Source organism: Niastella yeongjuensis (assembly GCF_900110245.1).
In the GTDB taxonomy this organism is placed as follows: Bacteria; Bacteroidota; Bacteroidia; order Chitinophagales; family Chitinophagaceae; genus Niastella; species Niastella yeongjuensis.
On sequence record NZ_FOCZ01000014.1, the window covers coordinates 87,160 to 109,580 of the forward strand.

General features: G+C 45.2%; 19 protein-coding genes. 13 read left to right on the forward strand and 6 right to left on the reverse strand.

Features of this window, described 5'->3' with window-relative positions:
- The first annotated feature begins 232 nt into the window (after positions 1-232).
- The 5 genes from guaA to BMX95_RS27980 all read left to right on the forward strand — a co-directional run bounded on the left by guaA (position 233) and on the right by BMX95_RS27980 (position 7,386).
- Positions 233-1,765, forward strand: a complete 1,533-nt coding sequence (guaA, locus tag BMX95_RS27960; protein WP_081198535.1) for a glutamine-hydrolyzing GMP synthase — start codon at positions 233-235, stop codon at positions 1,763-1,765.
- A 134-nt stretch (positions 1,766-1,899) separates the two neighbouring features.
- Positions 1,900-3,159: a type 1 periplasmic-binding domain-containing protein gene (locus BMX95_RS27965; RefSeq protein WP_081198534.1), complete on the forward strand. Its 1,260-nt coding sequence runs from the start codon at positions 1,900-1,902 to the stop codon at positions 3,157-3,159.
- Positions 3,160-3,253: 94 nt separating this feature from the next.
- A complete protein-coding gene (locus BMX95_RS27970; protein ID WP_081198533.1) occupies positions 3,254-4,273 on the forward strand; it encodes a ligase-associated DNA damage response exonuclease in 1,020 nt (339 codons plus the stop codon).
- A complete protein-coding gene (locus tag BMX95_RS27975; protein ID WP_081198532.1) occupies positions 4,270-5,949 on the forward strand; it encodes an ATP-dependent DNA ligase in 1,680 nt (559 codons plus the stop codon). Before BMX95_RS27970 ends, BMX95_RS27975 begins: the two co-directional genes overlap by 4 nt.
- Positions 5,950-6,003: 54 nt before the next feature.
- The gene (locus BMX95_RS27980; RefSeq protein ID WP_081198531.1) at positions 6,004-7,386 is read left to right on the forward strand and encodes a c-type cytochrome; all 1,383 of its coding nucleotides are present in this window, start codon (positions 6,004-6,006) and stop codon (positions 7,384-7,386) included.
- Between the two features lie 262 nt (positions 7,387-7,648).
- Here BMX95_RS27980 and BMX95_RS27985 read toward each other — a convergent pair whose 3' ends face one another.
- Together BMX95_RS27985 and BMX95_RS27990 are read right to left on the reverse strand one after the other, a co-directional pair.
- Entirely contained in the window at positions 7,649-9,007 is a 1,359-nt protein-coding gene (locus BMX95_RS27985) for a T9SS type A sorting domain-containing protein (RefSeq protein WP_081198530.1), read from the reverse strand.
- Positions 9,008-9,098: 91 nt separating this feature from the next.
- Positions 9,099-9,401 (reverse strand): hypothetical protein, encoded by a 303-nt coding sequence (locus BMX95_RS27990; protein ID WP_133053877.1) that lies wholly within the window; start codon positions 9,399-9,401, stop codon positions 9,099-9,101.
- Positions 9,402-9,412: 11 nt separating this feature from the next.
- Between BMX95_RS27990 and BMX95_RS27995 the strand changes: the two genes are divergently transcribed.
- The 4 genes from BMX95_RS27995 to BMX95_RS28010 all read left to right on the forward strand — a co-directional run bounded on the left by BMX95_RS27995 (position 9,413) and on the right by BMX95_RS28010 (position 16,149).
- Positions 9,413-12,106 carry a ligase-associated DNA damage response DEXH box helicase gene (locus BMX95_RS27995; protein WP_081198528.1) on the forward strand — a complete coding sequence of 898 codons (2,694 nt, stop codon included), beginning with the start codon at positions 9,413-9,415 and terminating at the stop codon, positions 12,104-12,106.
- Between the two features lie 900 nt (positions 12,107-13,006).
- A complete protein-coding gene (locus BMX95_RS28000; RefSeq protein ID WP_081198527.1) occupies positions 13,007-13,681 on the forward strand; it encodes a response regulator transcription factor in 675 nt (224 codons plus the stop codon).
- A gap of 309 nt (positions 13,682-13,990) precedes the next feature.
- Positions 13,991-14,824 (forward strand): aminotransferase class IV, encoded by an 834-nt coding sequence (locus tag BMX95_RS28005; RefSeq protein ID WP_165758849.1) that lies wholly within the window; start codon positions 13,991-13,993, stop codon positions 14,822-14,824.
- 20 nt (positions 14,825-14,844) lie between these two features.
- Positions 14,845-16,149 carry a cryptochrome/photolyase family protein gene (locus BMX95_RS28010; protein ID WP_081198525.1) on the forward strand — a complete coding sequence of 435 codons (1,305 nt, stop codon included), beginning with the start codon at positions 14,845-14,847 and terminating at the stop codon, positions 16,147-16,149.
- Here the strand turns inward: BMX95_RS28010 and BMX95_RS28015 are convergent.
- From BMX95_RS28015 to mqnB, 4 genes are all read right to left on the reverse strand, one after another.
- A complete protein-coding gene (locus BMX95_RS28015) occupies positions 16,146-17,138 on the reverse strand; it encodes a phosphotransferase enzyme family protein (RefSeq protein ID WP_081198524.1) in 993 nt (330 codons plus the stop codon). The genes BMX95_RS28010 and BMX95_RS28015 overlap by 4 nt on opposite strands.
- Before the next feature lie 250 nt (positions 17,139-17,388).
- Positions 17,389-17,844 (reverse strand): hypothetical protein, encoded by a 456-nt coding sequence (locus tag BMX95_RS28020; protein WP_081198523.1) that lies wholly within the window; start codon positions 17,842-17,844, stop codon positions 17,389-17,391.
- Between the two features lie 99 nt (positions 17,845-17,943).
- Positions 17,944-18,786 (reverse strand): 1,4-dihydroxy-6-naphtoate synthase, encoded by an 843-nt coding sequence (locus BMX95_RS28025; RefSeq protein ID WP_081198522.1) that lies wholly within the window; start codon positions 18,784-18,786, stop codon positions 17,944-17,946.
- 26 nt (positions 18,787-18,812) lie between these two features.
- The gene (gene mqnB / locus BMX95_RS28030) at positions 18,813-19,475 is read right to left on the reverse strand and encodes a futalosine hydrolase (protein ID WP_081198521.1); all 663 of its coding nucleotides are present in this window, start codon (positions 19,473-19,475) and stop codon (positions 18,813-18,815) included.
- A gap of 233 nt (positions 19,476-19,708) precedes the next feature.
- Here mqnB and BMX95_RS28035 point away from each other — a divergent pair, with 233 nt between their 5' ends.
- From BMX95_RS28035 to fabD, 4 genes are all read left to right on the forward strand, one after another.
- A complete protein-coding gene (locus tag BMX95_RS28035; protein ID WP_081198520.1) occupies positions 19,709-20,119 on the forward strand; it encodes a 6-pyruvoyl trahydropterin synthase family protein in 411 nt (136 codons plus the stop codon).
- A 66-nt stretch (positions 20,120-20,185) separates the two neighbouring features.
- Entirely contained in the window at positions 20,186-20,599 is a 414-nt protein-coding gene (locus BMX95_RS28040; RefSeq protein WP_081198598.1) for a 6-pyruvoyl trahydropterin synthase family protein, read from the forward strand.
- Between the two features lie 40 nt (positions 20,600-20,639).
- The gene (gene folE, locus BMX95_RS28045) at positions 20,640-21,236 is read left to right on the forward strand and encodes a GTP cyclohydrolase I FolE (protein ID WP_081198519.1); all 597 of its coding nucleotides are present in this window, start codon (positions 20,640-20,642) and stop codon (positions 21,234-21,236) included.
- Between the two features lie 218 nt (positions 21,237-21,454).
- Positions 21,455-22,345, forward strand: a complete 891-nt coding sequence (gene fabD / locus BMX95_RS28050; RefSeq protein ID WP_081198518.1) for an ACP S-malonyltransferase — start codon at positions 21,455-21,457, stop codon at positions 22,343-22,345.
- Positions 22,346-22,421 lie beyond the last annotated feature (76 nt).

The following is a 22,421-nucleotide window of genomic DNA, read 5'->3' on the forward strand; positions in this document are numbered from 1 at the left end:
GTTTTTATAGCATTTGACGCAATTCGCAGCAAAATGTTACAGTAATAGGCTGATGAATAAGGTTTTATTGTAATCCGGCATGCCAGTTCAAAGTTTGATGTTCAAACCCACCCCTACCCCTCCCAGAAGTTCCCGGGAGGGGATTCCTTAAAATAAGCATCGCCTTTTTTCTCTCTGCCTTCTGCCCTCTGCCTTCTGCCTTTAAGCTGTATTTTCTTACCTTCGCACCACCATGACGGAAAAGATTCTTATTCTCGATTTCGGCAGTCAGTATACTCAATTGATTGCCAGGGCCGTCCGGGAGGCCAACGTGTATTGCGAAATAATTCCCTATCACAAAAAAGTTGAATTTGATCCTTCACTGAGAGGTATAATCCTGTCGGGTTCGCCTTTTTCCGTGAACGACGTCAATGCCCCGGAAGTAGATGTTAAAGCCCTGAACCAGCAACTGCCCGTTTTAGGAGTTTGCTATGGTGCCCAGTTAACGGCCAAACAATTCGGCGGACAGGTTGCCAAAAGCAACAAACGCGAATACGGTCGTGCCCTGATGCACAAACAAACCGAAGACGTGTTGCTGAAAGATGTTATGGAGCAATCGCAGGTTTGGATGAGCCATAGCGACTCTGTACTGCAATTGCCCACCGGGTTCAGCGTGCTGGCCACTACCGACGGCATCCCCTTCGCTGCCTTTAAAAAGAACAGTGAAACCAATCCCCTGTACTGTGTGCAGTTCCACCCCGAAGTATACCACTCGGTGGAAGGGAAAAAAATGATCAAGAATTTCCTGGTAAATATCTGCGGCGTTAAGCAAGACTGGACACCCGCCCACTTTATCACCGATACGGTAAACGACCTGAAAAAACAGATCGGCGACCGTAAAGTGATCATGGCCCTGAGCGGCGGTGTTGACTCTACCGTTGCAGCAACATTGATTCATAAGGCCATTGGTAAAAACCTGTATGGCATTTTTGTGGACAATGGCGTACTGCGCAAAAACGAATTTGAGCAGGTACTGGAAACCTATAAAACCATTGGCCTGAACGTAAAAGGCGTAAACGCCAAACAACTATTTTACGATCAGCTGGCAGGTAAAACCGACCCCGAAGCCAAACGTAAAACCATCGGCCGCCTGTTTATTGAAGTATTTCAACAGGAAGCCAAGGCTTTTGAAGGCGTTGAGCTGTTGGGCCAGGGTACCATTTACCCCGATGTGATCGAAAGCGTATCGGTGCATGGCCCTTCGGTAACCATCAAATCGCACCACAATGTGGGCGGCCTACCCGATATTATGCACCTGGAACTGGTAGAACCTTTACGCTACCTGTTTAAAGATGAAGTACGCCGCGTGGGTGCAGAACTGGGAATTCCCAGCGAACTGTTAAATCGTCATCCTTTCCCCGGTCCCGGTTTGGCCATCCGCATCCTGGGTGAAATCACCCCCGAAAAGGTGCAATTATTACAGGAAGCCGACCACCGTTATGTACAGGGATTGAAGGAACATAAATTATACGACCAGGTATGGCAGGCAGGCGCCATCTTACTACCGGTTAAGAGTGTGGGAGTTATGGGTGATGAAAGAACGTACGAATTCACCGTAGCTTTACGAGCCGTAACATCGGTAGACGGTATGACCGCCGACTGGGCTCACCTCCCTTATGAATTTTTGGCACATATTTCGACTGATATCATCAACAATGTGAGAGGGATTAACCGGGTGGTATACGACATCAGCAGTAAACCACCTGCAACGATAGAATGGGAGTAAACGTCTAAAACATTGTTACCGGTTACCAGTTACCGGGTGCCGGGAAAACCGGTAACCGGCAACTGGTAACTTTGAGTTATATGAGGATGAAAATAGTAGTGATTTTACAATACTTAGCCAATAAAAGATTCCCTATGACGAAAAAATGGTTCGTATTATTATTTTCATGCCTTGCCATGGCCTGGGTAGCACCGGTAGTTGCTCAAATTACACCAACACCACCGCCAACAACAGGTCAAACACAACCGGCGCAACCACTGCAACCAGTTCCAGCTACAGTAACACCGCAAACCGATTCCGGACGCCAGCAAATAGCCATATTCACCCCATTGTTTCTTGACTCAGCCTTCGATATCACCGGTAATTACCGGTACGATGCCAAAACTTTCCCTAAACAATCCAGCCCGGGGTTAGAATTCTGGGAAGGCGCAGAACTGGCCATCGACTCCTTACAAAAAGAAGGTATTAAACTGGATATTCATGTATATGATATCAAGGCCCCGCAACCGCAAATGGATTCCCTGTTTGCCAGTGAAGAATTTAAAGAAATGGACCTCATCATTGGACAGGTCACTGCCAATGAAGCAGTAAAACTGGCCAGCGTAGCCGCTACGCTGGATATTCCCTTTATCAATGCCAACTATCCCAACGATGCAGGCATCCAGAACAACCCGCATTACGTAATATTGAGCCCTACCCTGCTCACCCATTGCATTGGCATTTACCGGTTCCTGCAAAAGAATTATTCGTTATCTGATATAATTGTGTTTAAGAAGAAGGGCGATGATGATCGGGTAAAGAATTACTTTACCGAATTTGAAAAAACTACCGCGGTAAAGCTGAAGATGAAGTACGTTACCCTCGATGCTAACTTCACCCAGGATAAACTGCAGCCATACATCAGCAGTGAGAATAAAAATATTTGTCTGGCCGCCAGCCTGGATGTAAACTTCGCCCAAACACTCTGCCAGCAACTGGCATTAATGAGCAATGCCAGCGATCCCAATGTGGTAATCGGAATGCCTAACTGGGATGTGATCGATTTTGAAAAATCGCAATTCAAGAACCTGGAAATAGTGTACAGCACGCCATTTTATGTGAACCCAACTAACAAACTGGCCACCACCGTGCTGGAGAACTTCAAGAATACCTATTACTCCCGTCCGTCGGATATGGTTTTCCGTGGGTTTGAAAGCCTTTATCATTTTGGCCATTTATTAACCATCTATGGCAAAAACCTGGGATCGAGCATGAGCGATAAAAAATACATGCTCTTTGGCGAATTCGATATTCAGCCGGTGATCAACAGGGCCACCATGACACTTGATTATTTTGAGAACAAGAAATTATATTTCGTAAAGAAAGTTGATGGAGTTGTGAAGACCGTTTATTAGTTCTGAGTTCTAAGATATTGGACATGCCACATCATTAAAGGTGTGGCATATCTTTTTTACAGGTAACTTTAATACGAGAACTAAAGCGGTCTCCATGGCATTGATCTCATTTACAGACAAAGGCATGTATTGCGAAGCAGGGCAATTCTACATTGACCCCTGGCAACCGGTTAACAAAGCCGTGATCACCCATGCCCATAGCGATCATGCCCGGCCTGGCAGCCAGTCGTACTTATGCCACCGCGATACCCTGCCCTTATTAAAATTAAGGCTGGGTCCTTACAATTATCAAACTGTTGAATGGAATGAACCGGTCTACCTGAATGAAGTGAAGGTATCGCTTCATCCGGCCGGACATATCATCGGTTCTTCCCAGATTCGTGTTGAGCACAAAGGCGAAGTTTGGGTAGTAAGCGGTGATTATAAAACGGAACCCGATGGCATCAGCGGTGTCTTTGAGCCTATTCCCTGCCATACGTTTATTTCGGAATCAACCTTTGGCCTGCCCATTTACAACTGGAAACCGCAACACGAAATTTATCACGACATACAAAACTGGGTACGCAGTAATGAAGTAGCCGGCAAAACATCCGTATTGATCGGTTACAGCCTGGGAAAAGCCCAACGGATATTACAGGCACTGGAAGAAGTAACCGGTAATATTTATGTACATGGCGCCATCTGGAATGTGCATGAAACGTTGCTGCAGGCAGGTTTTAAACTACCTGCCGTACAACGGATCACTCCGGAAACACCCAAAGAGGCTTTCAAAAGCAGTGTGGTCATTGCACCGCCTTCTGCAGATGGCAGTGCCTGGATGCGTCGTTTTACCAACCACAGCACGGGCATCTGTAGTGGCTGGATGCAGGTACGTGGCAATCAGCGCCGCAGAAATGCCGATGCAGGTTTTGCCCTCAGTGATCATGCCGACTGGCAGGGTTTATTACAGGCAGTAAAAGCCACCGGCGCACAAAAGATATACATTACGCATGGCTTTCAATCGGTCTTCAGCCGCTACCTGAACGAAATTGGCATCGATGCCTCAGAAGTAAAAACGGAGTTTGGGAATGAGGAGGAAGAAACCCAATCCCAGGATCCAACAATTGAACAATGAGGGAATTTGCACAACTGATATTTAGTCTTGGTACCAGCACCAAAACAAATGATAAGCTGCAGGCATTATCAACCTACTTTTCGCATGCCGATGAAAAAGATAAAGTATGGGTAATTGCCCTGTTCAGTGGCCGCCGGCCACGCCGCACCGTTAGCGGTACGCAGCTGGCCGCATGGTGTTGTGAACTGGTCGATCTGCCCATCTGGCTCTTCCAGGAATGTTATCATACCGTGGGTGATTTGTCGGAGACCATTGCTTTACTTATACCTGATAAAAATAATACTGACTTCTCTCCGCCGGCTGAAATAGGCGGCAAACTGAGGTTTAGTCGCGAGGAGGCCAACTCCCCCTCCACCGGAGGGGGTCGGGAGGAGGCCCATCCGTTACACTACTACGTAGAGCAATTCCAGCAACTGGAGAAAGCTACCGAACCCGAAAAGAAAACATTTATCCTGCAGTCGTGGCAGGAACTGAACAGCCGTGAACGGTTTGTGTTCAACAAGTTACTGTCGGGAACATTCAGAGTAGGTGTATCGCAAAAATTAATGGTGAATGCGCTGGCCCGCACGGTTCAGTTGGACCCCAGTGTTATTGCCCATCGTATCAGCGGTAATTGGGACCCAGCCACTACCTCCTTTGACCAGTTGTTAAGCGAGCAGTCAACCCAAACCGATCATTCAAAGCCTTACCCTTTCTACCTGGCTTATGCGCTGGAAGGCCCCTTGCAGGACCTTGGCGAACCCTCCGACTGGCAGGCCGAATGGAAATGGGATGGCATTCGCGGACAAATCATAAAACGCAACGACCAGCTGTTTGTATGGAGCCGTGGCGAAGACCTCATCACTGATAAATTCCCCGAATACAGCATCCTGCAAAGCAAACTCGAAAACGGCACCGTATTAGACGGTGAAATTCTACCCTACAAAGAAGGACAGGTACTTAACTTCAACGTACTGCAAACCCGCATCGGCCGCAAGAACATCACTAAAAAGAATTTACAGGAAGCACCGGTTGGGTTATTCGCCTATGACCTGCTTGAATTACAAGGTGAAGACATCCGGCATTGGGCGTTAGCTGAACGGCGGGCTGCCCTGGAAACACTGATCACCTCCCTGCAACTGCCCTGGTTGCAACTATCCCCTATAGTTACTTTCAACAATTGGGAGGAATTGACCACCACGCGCGAACAAAGCCGCAGCCTCAACAGCGAAGGCCTGATGTTAAAACGAAGATCATCGGCTTACCAGGTTGGCCGCAAACGGGGCGACTGGTGGAAATGGAAAATAGATCCCCTAACCATCGACGCGGTAATGGTGTATGCACAAAAAGGCACCGGTCGCCGCAGCAACCTGTACACCGATTATACGTTCGCCGTAAAAGATGGCGACAAACTGGTTCCGTTTACAAAAGCATACTCCGGATTAACCGATAAAGAATTTGCCCAGGTAGATTCCTTTGTGAAAAAGAACTCCCTCGAAAAATTTGGACCGGTCCGCACCGTAAAACCCGAACTGGTTTTTGAAATAGCTTTTGAAGGAATAGCTGCCAGCAACCGCCACAAATCGGGCGTTGCCCTTCGTTTTCCCCGCATCAGCCGCTGGAGAACGGATAAATTACCAAACGATATCAACACGTTAGAGGACCTCAAACAAATGTTGGAACTTTATGGAAAATGAAATTGTGAGTGGTGAGTGGACATCCTTCGTACCTTAGGGAAATAATTCCTACAGATGACTAAATGGATGGTTCTACTTCTCATTGTGATCAGTGGCGTAGCCTTTACAGGTGTGTTGGTTACCGGCGAATATGAACCCGTTCCTATTCCGCCAAGCACGCAACGCACTGGAGGCGATGTGCAAAAAGGATATGAGTATTTAACAACCGGAGAGTATGTAAAAGGAGGCATTCCTTTCAAGACCTGGCTCATGGGCGTTGGCAAAAGCAAAACCAATTACCTGCAACGCACGGGTAACAATGCAGAGATCTCACATGAATACAATACCGTTACTGCTGCCAATGGCGAAGTACTGGTGGCGCCCAACTGTATGCAATGTCATGCCCAGGTGTTCGATGGTCAGTTGGTGATGGGATTGGGTAACACGTTTATTGATTTCACCCATAATGAAAAGCTGAATGTAAAAAACCTGAAAATGGTGGAGAGCATGCTGAAGCTCACCGCTCCCAACCGGTACAAAGCGGCCAAACCATTTCTGGATGTAGCTGAAACCATCACCCCCTACCTCATCGTTAATACACGGGGTGTAAATACCGCCGACCGTTTGGCAGCTGTACTGGTAGCACACCGGGATCCTGTTACCTTTAAATGGAACCCCGAAACACAGCTGAATATACCCGAAGGTGTTATTCCATCCGATGTACCACCATGGTGGTTGCTGAAGAAAAAGAATGCGATGTTCTATAATGGATTTGGCCGTGGCGACTTTGGCCGTTTCCTGATGGCCTCTAACCTGCTCACCGTCAATGATACAGCAGAATCAGCAGAAGTAGATTCCCACATGCCCGATCTGCTGGCCTATATCTATTCACTGGAGCCACCTAAATATCCCGGCACTATTGATCATACGCTGGCCGGTGAAGGCGAAAAGATCTTTAATAAAAAATGCGGCGGCTGTCATGGTTCCTATGGCGATGATGAAAAATATCCCAACCTGTTGATACCGGAAGCGGTTATTCAAACAGATTCCCTGTTGTACAAGAACAATTATTCCAGTCCGCAGTTTGTTGAATGGTTCAATAAAAGCTGGTTTACCACAGGCGATCACCCGGCCCGGCTGGAACCATTTATGGGATACATTGCGCCGCCGCTCGATGGCATCTGGGTAACGGCGCCCTACCTGCATAACGGTTCAGTGCCCACGTTGGAAGCATTGCTCAACAGTGATCTTCGTCCTAAATACTGGAGCCGTGATTTTGACCAACCCACTTATGATTATGAAAAACTAGGCTGGAAGTATACAAAAGAATCCAAGGCGCTCGACAAATACACTTACAATACCGATCAACCCGGCTATGGTAATTATGGACATACATTTGGAGATAGATTAACGGAAAAGGAAAGGAAGGCGGTGTTGGAGTATTTGAAGACGTTGTAGGGAATTGAATACAAGTTTAATGTTGAAAGTTTTAAGTTCAAAATTCTGAGTTCTTGGGTTATTGGTTATTGGGTCCTGAGTACTTTATTGCGGTCACCGCGACGGCGAATTCCGTGTACTGGCACTTTTGGCTGTTCTTTCTCTGCCCTCTGCCTTCTGCCCTCTGCCCCTGCCTTCAGCCTTCTGCCCTCTGCCCTTCCCTATTGTAAAAAAGGCCCCGCAAAAGCGGAGCCCTGATGTGCAAAATAACCCTCGTGTAACACTATTTAATTAGTTTCTCGAACGAAGTATGTTTGTCTGTTTTTATTTGCACCAGATAAATACCGGGTAGCAGCGCCGACAAATTGTACATGACAATGGTATTCCTACCCAACAGACCTTGCTGTTGAACCTTGCTTACCAATTGACCACTTGAATTGTACAGCGCTACCTGAATCACTCCGGCTTTCTCCAGTTGCATACTTATTTGCAGAATATCTTTAAATGGATTAGGGAACACTCCGGTTGGTGTGGCTACTATATTCCGGGTTGGAACCACTACCAAATCCAGGACCACACACGCATCCGGGTTTGCCATGGTGGGTGTATAGTTAGTAGTGTCTTTTGAAACCAGCGCGTTGTTATAGTTTATGGCGAAGGTCGTACCGTTTATTTCACCCGAATTTTTGTTAACAGTAAGGGGGGCGGCGGGGCCATTTCCACTTATAGTTTGGTTATTCCCAATAGCGCCACCAACATACAAACTGCCATTTCCCTGAACCTGGCCATTATTGCTGAAAGAGCCTCCTACCCGTACATAAGCATTACTATTATTTATTTTGAACGATTCTCCATTGATGGTATAGGAGCCCTCAACAACGAGCAATCCTTCGTTACGGGTGCGTGTGGAAGTTTTTATGCTGGTATTACTAACCGTGATTGTTCCGGTGTTGATCAGCGAATCACCTACTTTGTTACTGCTTATGGTATTGTTATTCCCTTTGATAATGGCTTTATTCTGGTTGATAAACGTACCACCAATATTGAGGTCACCACTGAAAGTGATCCTTCCCCGGTTATTGATAGTGGTGCCATTATCGGAAGTAAGCCCCTGCGCAAAATTCAGTACGCCGTTATTAATTATCTGGGCGTTTGCTTTTACATTGGTGTTCTGGCTAAAGCTCATACGGCCACAGGCGGTATTTGTCACCGTAATAGTTTTGTTCTGGTTCCAGCTGGCGCCCCAGGTAAAACTGCCGTTATTGGTGATGGCAGCGCCGTCATCAACTGAAATATTTCCGTTCACCGTACCATTGTTGGTCAATGTAGCGGCAAAATTATTGGCGTTGCCGGGCGCAAAGATCCCACCGTTCTGAATAATTATAGCTGAACCCTTTTTTGCATCCAGGTTACCTGTATAATTCCCTCCACTGATCACTATCATGGTAGCCCCGCTGTTCAGCGTAATGTTACCCGAAACGGCGGTAGTGATACAAACGGTAGTACCTAAGGCATAGGTACCCGGTGTATTCGGCGTACTGCCTGCCGGACATTGGGCATTTATAGCCCGGGTGGATAATACCACCCACAGTATTACCAATAACCAACGGGTATTGGCTCGGGTACGGGAATCAAGTTTCATGCGGATCGAGGGGTTATCTTGTTGCGCGTGTTTAAACGCCAAACCCAGGCCAGTTTATAAAAAACGGGATCGCAATCCATAATTTACATTTTTATCCACTACATAAATACCTGTACTTATCACACTTATAATCTGGTACTCCTATTACTGAATTACCCTTAGCAGGTTCTTGAAAAACCGTATCAGCTACCCAATATTTCCCTTTACAGGAATTATTTTCCATTTCAGGGAATAATGCATTATTGAAATAAGCATCCTCCGCCAGCTGGCGGAGAGGTTGGAGGGGGTGTGGGTTGGCCCACAACAATGAAATCGGAATTCCTTTGAGCTCCGAAAAATTTACTAAATTACTTCGCAAAGGAAAGGCATTCAGGAAAAGGTCATCTTTCTGCATGCCCATGTGATATGAGGCTTCAAACTACTACCGGATATACAAGGATCGTTAACTGGCTGGCAAATAAAAACCACCATCCGTTTACCTTCCAGGAAGAAACCTGGCAGCATATAATAAATGGTAAAAGCGGATTGGTGAATGCGCCCACAGGCTGTGGTAAAACATTTTCTGTGTTCCTGGGCGCCCTGATAGATTTTATAAACCTGCATCCGGATAACTGGCAATCAAAAGCAAATAATGGATTACAGCTGTTGTGGATCACGCCCTTACGGGCACTGGCCAAAGATATTGGCCGGGCCATGGAAGAGGTGGTCAGTGAGCTGGGGATGCAATGGAAAATAGGCATCCGCAACGGCGATACCGACATCAACGAACGGCAGCGACAAAAACGCCGCATGCCCGAAGTATTGATCATTACACCCGAAAGCCTGCACCTGTTACTGGCACAAAAAGGCTATCCCGCCACATTTGAAACCCTGCAAACCATGGCCGTGGATGAATGGCATGAACTCATCGGTTCCAAACGGGGCGTACAGGTAGAGCTCGCAGTTTCACGACTGGTAGCATTAAGGAACGGACAACTGAAGGTATGGGGCATCTCTGCCACCATCGGCAATCTGGATCAAGCCAAGGATGTGCTACTGTCACCTGTATATAATACCCCCTCCTCCCAATGGGGGGAGGCCGGGAACTCCCTCCCGACGAGTCGGGAGGGCTGGGGGGAGATCGTTAAAGCCAACATCCGTAAAGACGTAGTCATTGAATCCATCATCCCCGATGAAATTGAAAAATATCCCTGGGCAGGTCACCTGGGGTTAAAACTGATCCATAAAGTACTGCCTATATTAAACAACAGCCGCACCACGCTAATCTTCATCAATACCCGTGGCATGAGCGAACAATGGTACCAGGCATTATTAAACGTAGCCCCCGATTTGGCGGGTGCCATTGCCTTACACCATGGCAGTATTGAACAGGAATTGCGCATTTGGGTAGAGGAAGCCCTGCACGCCGGCCGCCTGAAAGCGGTGGTAGCCACGGCCAGTCTTGACCTGGGTGTTGATTTTCGACCTGTAGAAACCGTTATACAGGTAGGTTCGCCCAAAGGTGTTGCCCGCTTTTTACAACGTGCCGGTCGAAGTGGTCACAGTCCGGGCGAAGTAAGTAAGATCTATTTTCTGCCCACCCATTCACTGGAACTGGTGGAAGCCGCCGCCCTGAAAAATGCGGTGGAAGAAACCTTCATTGAAAGCAAAGAACCCATGATGCTGTGCTTCGATGTGCTGATCCAGTACCTGAGCACCCTCGCTATTTCAGATGGCTTTTTACCCGAGCCGCTTTTGAAAGAGATCAGATCTACTTATTGTTACCGCGAAATGACCGACAACGAGTGGATGGCCATTCTGGAATTTATCACCTCGGGCGGCAACGCATTACAACAATATGATGAATATAAAAAGGTAGAAGTTATCGATGGTGTGTTCCGCATCAACAACAGGCGCATAGCCATGCGGCACCGTATGCACATCGGTACCATTGTTAGCGAGTCTATGATGAAAGTAAAGTTCGTAAGTGGCGGCTTTATTGGCGTAATTGAAGAATGGTTTATTACCCGTCTATCACCCGGCGATGTGTTTACCCTGGCCGGACGTAACCTGGAGCTGGTAACCATCAAGGATATGACAGCACTGGTACGAAAATCAAATGCAAAGAAATCGATAGTCCCCAGCTGGCAGGGCGGCCGCATGCCGCTGAGTGCCAATTTGGGTAAGAAGCTGCGGGAGAAGTTTGAGGAAGCAAGGGATATTCAGGAAGGCAATGGAAGAAAGGCAGAAGGCAGAGGGCAGAAGGCAGAAACCTCATCGCGGTCCACACTACTCCGCCAGCCAGCGGATTCAGCGGGCGAAGCAAAGGGCAAAGGGAAATCAACAGGTAGTCGCGAGCTTCGAAATTTGGAAGCCCAATCACCACTCACCACTCACTACTCACCAGACATCGAGTTGCAAGTACTGGAACCACTATTCAGGTTACAAGAGACCCTCTCCCACGTTCCGGGGGCTAATGAATTATTGATAGAACATATAGAAACGAAAGACGGCTATCACCTCTTTGTATATCCGTTCGAAGGGAGGCTGGTGCATGAAGCCATGGCGGCCATCCTGGCCTGGCGCATCAGTAAAATAACGCCCATTACATTTTCTTTTGCCATGAATGATTATGGGTTTGAACTGTTGAGCGATCAACCCATACCGGTTGATGATACCAATGTGTACGAACTATTCACCCCGCAAAATCTACTGGCTGATATTCAACGAAGTGCGAATGCAACAGAAATGGCAAAACGAAAATTCCGCGACATTGCAGTTATTGGCGGACTGATATTCCAGGGCTATCCCGGTGAACAAAAGAAAGCAAGACATTTACAATCGTCTGCATCGTTATTATTCAATGTATTTTCAGAATATGAGCCTGGCAATTTACTATTAAGGCAATCTTATCAGGAAGTGTTCGATCAGCAGATGGAAGAAGTACGGTTGCGTAATATGTTGGAAAGAATACAACAATCAACGATCATCATAACATTTCCCCAGCAGTTAACCCCATTCTGTTTTCCGATAAAAGTAGACAGTATGCGGGAAAATCTCACCTCGGAAAAACTGGAAGACAGGGTAAAAAGAATGCAGGCGCAATTGAATGGCTCCTAGGTTATTGTTCAAAGTTTAGAGCTTCCCGGTTCTGGTTGTTCCGTTCCAGGTTACAAGTTTCAGGTTGCAGGGGGACGTTTAGATTTCTTCCATGTAACCTGCAACCTGGAACACCCCTTCCCGCCACAAACCAACCTCTATTTTCAATAACAGCCTTTATTCACATTATCCCAAAATGAGAAAAAAGGTGCAAAAAAATGCCTGCCTTTTATTGCCGTACCGAAATGCACGTAAAAAAAGCAGGCATAAGAAATTTACACACAGCTCTAACCAACAACGTTTAAATACTTTCAGAGGGAACATAAGGTTATTGAACAATGGCGCTCTGAAACAGATTCCATAAGCTAGGGATTAATACGAGCCAAAACAGCCAGGCCTTTCCCAGGAATTGATGTGGGTACGCTGTTTTCTTGGGTACGAGAATGTCGGGAATGGATGTACGTGTTTTAACAGGGACAGTATATTGACTAAAAAGTAAAAGGCGAAAAAGAAGTTGATTGACATTGGATTTCACCGGTTTTACTGGATATTGGAAATGACTTTTGGACGGTTGAATTCTAAGGACTCTGGACGTTACGAGGTTGCCAATCCTCGTCAATCAACTTGTACCCAAAAATAGGTGTTGACAAGAATGTGGAAAAGAGCAATAATGCCCTATTTTATTTATTCGGTTTTTACTTCCAAAACTAGTAATATTCACATACTCACGAGGTATGATAACTACCTACCCCTAGTAATGTTCCCTTTCAAAATGTTTATAAGTATTATCCGAAATAATATAATTTCGTAAAAATGCTATAGTATTTGTCACGAAAATTTAAGACTTTGGGGCCGAATTTGAGCGTCGTGTAATCAGACGCTTTTAGGATCCCTTATCTTATTAAAAACAATACAACCCGCATGAAAAAACCTGACACCGAAGGCGTTATTAAAGTAGCTATCGCAGACGACCATGCCCTTTTCAGGGCCGGCGTTCGAACAGCCCTCGCTGCTAAAAGGGATGTAGAGTTAATTGCCGAAGCCGATAATGGCATGCAACTCTTAAACCTGCTCAGACACATTGAACCAGACATCATTTTGTTGGACATTCAGATGCCTATTATGGATGGCATCCAAACCCTGCCTGAGATTCGCAAACTTCGGCCAGAAGCAAAAGTTATCATTCTTTCCATGCACAACGATCATTCAATGATCAGTAAGCTCATGGAAATCGGAGCTAACTCTTACCTCACCAAGAACTCTGATTCAGAAACCATTTACCAGGCCATTAAAACCTGCTTCGAACAGGAATTCTTTTTTAATGAGCTTACCAACAAGGCCTTGCTCACTGGCTTGCGTACCAAACGCACAGATGTAGCCGGCCCCCAGGACGTAAATCTTTCCGAAAAAGAGATTCGGGTTTTGAAGCTCATGTGTGAAGAGAAAACGACCAAGGAAATTGCTGATATTGTTGAAATCAGCCCCCGTACCGTTGAAGCTATCCGCGACAAACTAAAAACCAAAACCGGCGCCAAGTCAATGGCCGGACTGGTTATGTACGCGGTAAAAAACGGTATCATTGACCAGAACGTGTGATCCTCCCTTTAAAGAAATGAACTAAGACAGTCACATCAGTCAAAATGTCTGTAAAGTCCGCTCCGAGCAATCGGGGCGGATTTTTTTTGCCCTTATCGCTATCCTCCGTACCAGTGGAATGCCATTTTTTAGATCACCTAACAAGGACATCACAGGGACCTGACAGGGACCAACCAGGGACCTGACCCGGACCTTGTCCCTGTTACCTCCCTGCTAAACCCCTGTCAGGTGTTTGCCAATCCACAAACTAACCGCCCGCATACCTGAATGACTTTTTGTCCTTTTGTATTCTTTCCAGAACTTCACCCCATGAACAACTGGTTGTTTTATAATGGTGAAGTAATACCGGCTACAACGCCCATCATTTCCGCCAACAACAGGGGATTGCGGTTTGGCGACGGCCTTTTTGAAACCATTAAAGTGGTAAACCAGCAAATGCTGCTGTTCCCTTTGCACCTGGAACGGTTGAACCGGGGCCTGGTCGTGTTGAATATGCAATTACCTGAAACCTACACCCCTGATTATATAAGCCAGGCTATTTTGGAGTTGTGCAACCGCAATAACATCAACGGCGCTGCACGGGTACGCCTCACCGTCGTGCGGGGCAATGGTACCCTGTTTGCCACCGACGACCCTTTTGCGTCTATCATTATTCAGGCGGAACCGCTGGCCAATGAATACCTGATGTTCAATGAAACCGGCTTAACCATTGATGTTTGTCCGGGTATTCAAAAAAGCAGTGACCAACTTGCCAATCTTAAATCGAACAACTACCTGCCTTATGTAATAGCAGCCCAATATGCCCGGCAACACCAGTTGAACGACTGCCTGGTGTTGAATGCCCACAATCGCATTTGTGATGGCACCATTGCCAATGTGTTCCGGGTGCATCAGAACAATATATATACCCCCCCGCTGTCTGAAGGCGGTGTGGCTGGTGTAATGCGGCAACATCTATTGACCGAACTGCCAAAGGCCGGTTATACGGTGCATGAAAAAATTTGTACCCCAGAGGAGTTGGAAACAGCCAATGAAGTGTTTTTAACCAATGCGTTGTTTGGGATCCGATGGGTTGCTAAGTTTAGGAACAAAATTTATAGTAATAACCTGGTAAAGGATTTATACAGTTTATCAGTTCGTTAGTTATTAAGTTATTGAGTTCAATGATCAACATATTTTGGTTCCGTAGAGACCTCCGGTTAGAAGATAATGCCGGGCTTTATCATGCTTTAAAAAGCGAAAACCCGGTATTGCCCATCTTTATTTTCGATACCAACATCCTGAACCAATTACCCAACAGTGCCGACCGCCGGGTTGAATTTATTCATAACGCTTTAACTGCTTTAGATGAGCAGTTGAAAGAACTGGGTGCTACGCTGGTGGTGTATCACGATACACCACTTAAAGCTTTTAAACAGCTGGTGAAACAATATACCATTTCGGCCGTATTCACTAACCACGATTATGAACCCTATGCACGGGAACGGGATGAAGACATTGCCCGTTTTCTAAAGGAACACGAGATCGCCTTTCATACCTATAAAGACCAGGTGATCTTTGAAAAGAACGAAGTGGTAAAAGATGATGGCAAGCCTTACTCCATCTTCACGCCGTATAGTAAAAAATGGAAGGCCAACCTCAGTAAATTTTATTTAAAGAGTTATCCAACCAAAAAATACTTTGATAATTTTCATCAGCACGCGGCCAAACGGATCCCATCCCTGAAAGCAATTCGGTTTGAAAAAACCGATGCAGCTTTTCCACCTGATACACCAGCTGCTGCTATTATAAAACGGTACAACAAACAACGCGATATTCCGGGGATAAAAGGCACCAGTCATTTGGGTGTGCACCTGCGTTTTGGCACCATCAGCATCAGGCAACTGGCGCAAAAGGCCAGTAAGCTGAATGAAACTTTTCTGAACGAACTCATCTGGCGCGATTTCTTTCAAATGATCCTGTGGCATTTTCCGCATGTAGGAAAGGGTAAGGCATTTAAAGCGGAATACGATTTTATAAAATGGCGTGATAATGAGACCGAGTTTACCCGCTGGTGCGAAGGCAATACCGGCTACCCTATTGTTGATGCAGGCATGCGCGAACTAAACACCACCGGTTTTATGCATAACCGCGTGCGGATGATCGCAGCGTCCTTTCTGGCCAAACATTTATTGATCGACTGGCGCTGGGGCGAAGCATATTTTGCAGAGAAGCTGCTCGATTTTGAACTGGCCAGCAACAATGGCAACTGGCAATGGGCAGCAGGCTGTGGTTGCGATGCTGCACCTTATTTCCGGATCTTCAACCCCTACACACAAACTAAAAAATTCGATCCCGATCTTACCTACATAAAAAAATGGGTGCCGGAGTTTGAAGACCCAACCTATCCTGCACCCATCGTTGATCATGAAACAGCCCGCAAGCGCTGTTTGGAAACCTATAAAAAAGGGTTGGCCAAAGCACGCTAGTTAACCGGCAACAGGTAATGCTCATATAACTTCTTTACCAACACGGTAATATACCGCTTCAGGTAGGTTGCATTCAAAAAGGTGTTGGTCCAGTTTTCAAAACGCTGGCATTGCACCCCCAGGTAAAAGAAATACATACTTACACAGGCAGCAGGGATCATTTGTTTTTCAGCTTCGGATATGGGTGTTATTGACTCATACCCTTTTAAAAAACTATTCAGCTTTAATTCATGCTGTTCGGGGTCTTTTTCAATTTGAAACAACTGCAGTTGATAATAAGCCAGATCGAGCAATAACCAGCCGGTACCACAAAAATCAAAATCAAACAGCGTGATGTCTTCGTTGTTGTGAATATTCAGGTTATCGAACCAGATATCTAAATGCACCACACCGGTACGTAATGAAAATACGGGCGCATTGCTAAACAGTTGTAACAACTGTTGTTGCGCTTTTTGCATCCATTGCATTTCTTCGGTCTCAATGGAAAGGAATTGTTTTATTCTTTCAAATGAATCGATCAATAACACGGCAGGCGTATACTGCACACGATTGAAAGGCAAATTATGGGTAACGGTATGCATGCGGGCCATAATTACGCCCAGTTTATAATGAAGGGCTTCTGAAAAATACAGCACCTTCTCTCCTTTTGCATAAGTGAACAGCACAGCCATTCGCTTACCTTCCGGTGCCGGGAGGTGTTGAATATAATTTCCCTGCGGATCGGGCAGTGCATACGAAACGGGAATGTCGTTTTCATGCAGGAGTTTTAACAGCCCGATCTCTTCTGTAATTTCTAATTCAGTGCGCCAGTTATAACTGTATACGCGGAAGATAAACTTTTGCTCACCATCAGTTACCAGGTAAGCATGATTGATAGCTGCCCGTATTAAACGGCAGGTAATGCCTGCGCCAAAACCATACTGTTGTTGCAGGAAGGTAGCCAAATGTGTTGCCGACAGCGTGGAACACACAACTGGAAAAGGTTGCATAATTGATTATTTTTTATATCAGCCAATTGGGAAAATGTAAATCCCGGGAACCGGGAGAAGCAGAGGCTGATAAAGAAGGGGCAGCTTGCGGATGGTACATCCCGACCAGTCGGGAAAGAGGCGCAAATATAATTGGGCGTTACCCAACAAAACAAATAAAAAAAAATCGAATGCCGAAGTTCTTATACTTCAACATTCGATATTTAAAATTCAACCCGCCTTCGCCAGGGCTTCGGCGGGTAAGTATTGTCTAGTGCTGCGCCATTTTAATGGCGGTGCTGCGCAGCTTAAAATAGTAGTCGTCAATATCCTGACCTGAACGTACCGTTAAGGCAGAACCAAAAATATCAGGTTCAACAGAATAGGTAACACAGGCTTTGTCGTATTTACTGCCCGATGCGCGGGATGAAAAGTAAGCGTTCAGGATAATATCCTCTTTGGTAAGAAACAGGATCTGACCGGTAGAGTCGCATTTGATCTTTTGTTTGGGATCGCGTTTGCCTGTTATCAGTTCTTTATAGATATTAATTTCCGATTGATCTGTAATTGCCTCAGAAAGTGTATCGCCGTGGTTGAAGAATTTCAATTGTACTTTATCCACGTCCTTTAACAGATCGGCAAAATACGTTTTGCCTTTGCTTTTTTGCGTGATGCTGCTACAGGAAAACAAGGTTAATACGGCTAAACCAAGGGAAACATTTTTCATATAATTACTTTTACAGTACGGCTCGCTTTATAAATCATGCATCCGGTTCAATCCCTACAGTATAATGCCGGTAATTTAGCAAAGGCTATACCATATTTATTACTCCGCAGTTGCTAAAAAGATTTCTTTATCGTTCGCCCCTACTTTCTTTAATTGCCCGTAAATATCCATAAAAGTATTCACAGCCGCTTTACCATCCGGTCCCAGTTGTAAAGAATAGTTATTCACATACAGGTCTATGTGTTGGCGCATTACCGCTTCGCTCATTTCCTGCGAATGTTGTTTTACATAATCAGTTATCAATGGGTAATTGGCAAACGAATATTCCAGACTGCGTTTTATTAACCCATCTACCTGCTGCTGCAGGGCGCTGTCGAATGATTTTTTCATTACAATACCACCCAAGGGAATAGGATTGCCTGTTACCCGCTCCCAGTATTCACCCAGGTCAACCAGTTTATGCAATCCTTTTTGCTGATAGGTAAAGCGGTTTTCATGTATGATCACTCCGGCATCTACGTCCCCGTTCAGCACCGCATCTTCAATGGCAGAGAACACCATGAATTTCTTGTTGGTTGCCTGCGGGTAAGCCAGTGAGAATAACATGTGCGCGGTGGTATTTTCTCCCGGAATGGCAATGCTCATGTCATTCACATTCTTAGTGTTCGCCGATGCCTGTTTGGTGATCAACAAAGGACCTACACCTTTTCCCAGTGCACCGCCGGCATTCAATACTATATATTTTTCGAGTAAAAGTGGCAATACACCATAGCTGATCTTTGTAACATCCAGCCGGCCCTGTATGGCCCATTCATTGAGGGTTTGTACATCTTCCAATACAGGTTGTACAGTTATACCCTGGGTATCGATCTTATTATTTACTAACGCGTCGAAAATAAAAGTGTCGTTGGGACAAGGAGAAAAGCCTAATGTTAAGGTCATCTTGTTTAAATACTTTATTATGAAATTTACAAACCTGCGAACTCACCATTCACCATCTTAATCAATTGCTCATTCAATAATTGAAGCGCATCTTTCATCTTCCATTTCGACTTGTCACGCTCCCCTACCATATTCGATATGGTTCGTAATTGTATAAATGGAATTTTTTCAACCAGTGCTACATAGTGAAAGGCGGCGCCTTCCATGGACTCAACAACCGGCTTGTATTTTTGTTGCAATTGTTCTATACGGGTTGGCCGGGTGGTGATCTCGTTGATGGTAACTGATCTTACCAGGGGAAGGTTATATTGTTGCAACAAATGGGTATGCTTATTTTCCAGGTGCTTGCCGGTATAGGGATCAACGATCTGCGGCAGCCCCATATCGAATATGTCTTTAAACTCATTGTTTTCTTCAACACCCAGATCACCGGTCACTTCTTCTTTCACCAGTACCATACTGCCCGGGGGATAGTCAGCAGAATAACTGCCGCCGATACCTGCCTGGATCAGGAGGCCGGGCCGTTGTTTGGCAATGGTTTTTGTAAGCCAGTAAGTAGTGCTCATACTGCCGATACCAGTGATAAGGATCTCGAAATGGTTATTACCAATTATACAATCCCGTTCGGCCAGATAGTTTATTGTGGGTTGAATTTCAAAGTTGGTGGCGGCTACCAATAATATCTCCATGACACAAATCTACATAGTTCCAAGTTCAAGGTTTAAAGTTTAAAGTCATTAAATTTTGAATTAATAACTAATGGAACCCCTCAAAATGAGGCAATTACCCAATTCTTTGAACTTTAAACCTTAAACTTTCAACCCTCATCCAACAACTTTCACCCTTCACCCATCCCCCTTAACCTTATACCTTATACTTTAAACGGTAAAACTTAACTTTGCGGCAAATTTTCACGACAACAATGGTGTATTTGACTCGTGTTGAGCATTTTAATGCCGCCCATAAATTGTACAATCCCAACTGGAGCAAGGAGCAGAATGAGATAGTTTTTGGAAAATGTGCCAACGAACACTGGCATGGTCATAACTACGAATTGTATGTAACTGTAAAGGGCAGACCCAACCCCGATACGGGTTTTGTATGTGATGTAAAGGCTTTGAGCAAAATTATTAATCAATACGTTATTGAGCAGTTAGACCATAAGAACCTGAACATGGATGTGCCGTTTATGAAGGACCAGCTTTGCTCAACCGAAAACCTGGCTATTGCCATTTGGAAACAGTTACAGCCGCAATTACCTGCAGGGGTGCAATTGCATGGCATTAAATTGTATGAAACACCCCGCATTTTTGTGGAGTATTTCGGAGAATAAATGGGAAATGTCGTACAGGCGACAAACAGCAAACAAAAAGCATATTTACTTTGTATTTTGAATAATATGAGCAAAAAAGTGGCAGTTTACCGAAAGGAACATTTCAATGCGGCCCACCGCTTATATAACCCTGCCTGGGATATGGCAAAGAACGATGCGGTGTTTGGTAAGTGTAACAATCCCAATTTTCATGGCCACAATTATGAAGTAGTGGTGAAAGTAACCGGGGTACCTGATCCGGAGACCGGGTATGTGATGGACATGAAAATATTAAGTGATTTGATCAGGGACCATGTGCTTGAAAAATTCGACCATAAGAACCTTAACCTCGATACGGTCTATTTCAAAGACCTGAATCCTACGGCTGAAAATATTTGTGTGGTTATCTACGATCTGTTGCGTGCGCAAATTGACCTTCAGTTCGACTTGCAGGTACGTTTATATGAAACGGAAAGAAATTTTGTAGAGTATCCGGCGTAAGCATCCCAACATTAAGCATAAATAATCTAAACCATCGGAAATGGCCTTCAAAAAAATTGAACAATACGACGAGAAAATAATGCCGGGGCTTATACACCATTACAGCGAATCACTGAAGTTGCTGGGTGAAGATCCTGAACGCGAAGGGTTGGTGAAAACGCCGGAACGGGTTGCTAAAGCCATGCAATATATGATGCAGGGGTACGATCAGGACGCAAGGGCTATTTTAAATTCAGCCAAGTTTAAAGAGTCTGTAAGCGAAATGATTCTGGTAAAAGATATCGAGTTGTATAGTATGTGCGAACACCATATGCTGCCTTTCTTTGGCAAAGCGCATATTGCCTATATTCCTAATGGGTATATTACCGGTCTTAGTAAGCTGGCCCGCGTGGTTGATGTGTATGCCCGCCGATTGCAGGTACAGGAACGCCTTACTACTCAAATACTGGATGCCATAAAAGAAACCCTGAATCCATTGGGTGTAGCCGTGGTTATTGAAGCCAAACACCTTTGTATGATGATGCGGGGTGTGCAAAAACAAAACTCAGTGACTACAACATCGGCTTTTTGGGGCGAGTTTGAGAAGAATGAAACCCGTAGTGAGTTTACAAAGTTAATTACCAGCAGATTGCATTAATTATATAGTTGATGGGTTGACAGGTTAACAGGTTAACTTGTCAACCCGTTAACCCTATCGGCAACCTCTATATTCCTCCTAAGCCCTTCCATTTTTGGGAATGCCAAAAAGATAAACTACTAAATTTGTATTTATCATTTCTTCCCCCAGTTCCGACTTCTTTTTTGGATAGTTAAAACCTTTGTGGCATTTTTGTTTTTTAAACCCCTTTTTACATTATGACACATGCTTTTGTGTTCCCGGGACAGGGCTCCCAGTTTCCGGGGATGGGAAAAGACCATTATGAAAACAGCGCTTTTGCGAAAAGATTATTTGAACAGGCGAATGAGATCGTGGGGTTTCGTATTTCCGATATCATGTTTAACGGCACTGAAGAAGATCTGAAACAAACCAGGGTAACACAACCCGCCATTTTTCTTCATTCTGTTATAGCCTTTAAAAGTATTGATAATGCCCGCCCCGAAATGGTGGCTGGTCATTCGCTCGGTGAGTTTTCAGCATTAGTGGCTAATGGCGTATTGAGCTTTGAAGATGGATTAAAATTAGTGAGCGTTAGGGCACAGGCCATGCAAAAAGCCTGTGAAACAAATCCTTCCACTATGGCGGCCGTTCTGGGTCTCGACGACGCTAAAGTAGAAGAAATTTGCGCCCTGGTTCAGGAAGAAACCAAAGAAGTGGTGGTACCAGCTAATTATAATTGTCCCGGCCAGTTGGTAATAAGCGGAAGCATTAAAGGAATTGAAGTGGCCATCGAACGTCTGAAAGCAGCAGGTGCTAAACGGGCATTGGTATTACCCGTTAGCGGCGCTTTCCACTCTCCTTTAATGGAATCAGCTAAAGCCGAATTGTCGAAGGCTATTGAAGCCATCACCTTCTATCATCCTAATTGCCCTGTTTATCAAAACGTTGCAGCTAAAGCAGTGGGCAATAAAGAAGATATTAAACAAAATTTAATTGATCAGCTGACCAGTGCAGTTAAATGGACCCAAAGTATCAAAACCATGATCACCGATGGTGGCGATCATTTTACTGAATGCGGTCCTGGCAAAGTATTACAAGGTTTGATCGGTAAGATCGACAAAAAAGTTACTACGGATGGCGTAAGCTAATAAACATCCGCCAGCTGGCGGACCTAAGCCAATTGAACTACCCCTTAAATAAAAGTGGATCATCTTTTCAGGTGAT

Bases quoted from the DNA above. Each gene is read 5' to 3' on its own strand.
- guaA (WP_081198535.1), top strand. From the start codon at position 233: ATGACGGAAAAGATTCTTATTCTCGATTTCGGCAGTCAGTATACTCAA.
- BMX95_RS27965 (WP_081198534.1), top strand. From the start codon at position 1,900: ATGACGAAAAAATGGTTCGTATTATTATTTTCATGCCTTGCCATGGCC.
- BMX95_RS27970 (WP_081198533.1), top strand. From the start codon at position 3,254: ATGGCATTGATCTCATTTACAGACAAAGGCATGTATTGCGAAGCAGGG.
- BMX95_RS27975 (WP_081198532.1), top strand. From the start codon at position 4,270: ATGAGGGAATTTGCACAACTGATATTTAGTCTTGGTACCAGCACCAAA.
- BMX95_RS27980 (WP_081198531.1), top strand. From the start codon at position 6,004: ATGACTAAATGGATGGTTCTACTTCTCATTGTGATCAGTGGCGTAGCC.
- BMX95_RS27985 (WP_081198530.1), bottom strand. From the start codon at position 9,007: ATGAAACTTGATTCCCGTACCCGAGCCAATACCCGTTGGTTATTGGTA.
- BMX95_RS27990 (WP_133053877.1), bottom strand. From the start codon at position 9,401: ATGCAGAAAGATGACCTTTTCCTGAATGCCTTTCCTTTGCGAAGTAAT.
- BMX95_RS27995 (WP_081198528.1), top strand. From the start codon at position 9,413: ATGAGGCTTCAAACTACTACCGGATATACAAGGATCGTTAACTGGCTG.
- BMX95_RS28000 (WP_081198527.1), top strand. From the start codon at position 13,007: ATGAAAAAACCTGACACCGAAGGCGTTATTAAAGTAGCTATCGCAGAC.
- BMX95_RS28005 (WP_165758849.1), top strand. From the start codon at position 13,991: ATGAACAACTGGTTGTTTTATAATGGTGAAGTAATACCGGCTACAACG.
- BMX95_RS28010 (WP_081198525.1), top strand. From the start codon at position 14,845: ATGATCAACATATTTTGGTTCCGTAGAGACCTCCGGTTAGAAGATAAT.
- BMX95_RS28015 (WP_081198524.1), bottom strand. From the start codon at position 17,138: ATGCAACCTTTTCCAGTTGTGTGTTCCACGCTGTCGGCAACACATTTG.
- BMX95_RS28020 (WP_081198523.1), bottom strand. From the start codon at position 17,844: ATGAAAAATGTTTCCCTTGGTTTAGCCGTATTAACCTTGTTTTCCTGT.
- BMX95_RS28025 (WP_081198522.1), bottom strand. From the start codon at position 18,786: ATGACCTTAACATTAGGCTTTTCTCCTTGTCCCAACGACACTTTTATT.
- mqnB (WP_081198521.1), bottom strand. From the start codon at position 19,475: ATGGAGATATTATTGGTAGCCGCCACCAACTTTGAAATTCAACCCACA.
- BMX95_RS28035 (WP_081198520.1), top strand. From the start codon at position 19,709: ATGGTGTATTTGACTCGTGTTGAGCATTTTAATGCCGCCCATAAATTG.
- BMX95_RS28040 (WP_081198598.1), top strand. From the start codon at position 20,186: ATGAGCAAAAAAGTGGCAGTTTACCGAAAGGAACATTTCAATGCGGCC.
- folE (WP_081198519.1), top strand. From the start codon at position 20,640: ATGGCCTTCAAAAAAATTGAACAATACGACGAGAAAATAATGCCGGGG.
- fabD (WP_081198518.1), top strand. From the start codon at position 21,455: ATGACACATGCTTTTGTGTTCCCGGGACAGGGCTCCCAGTTTCCGGGG.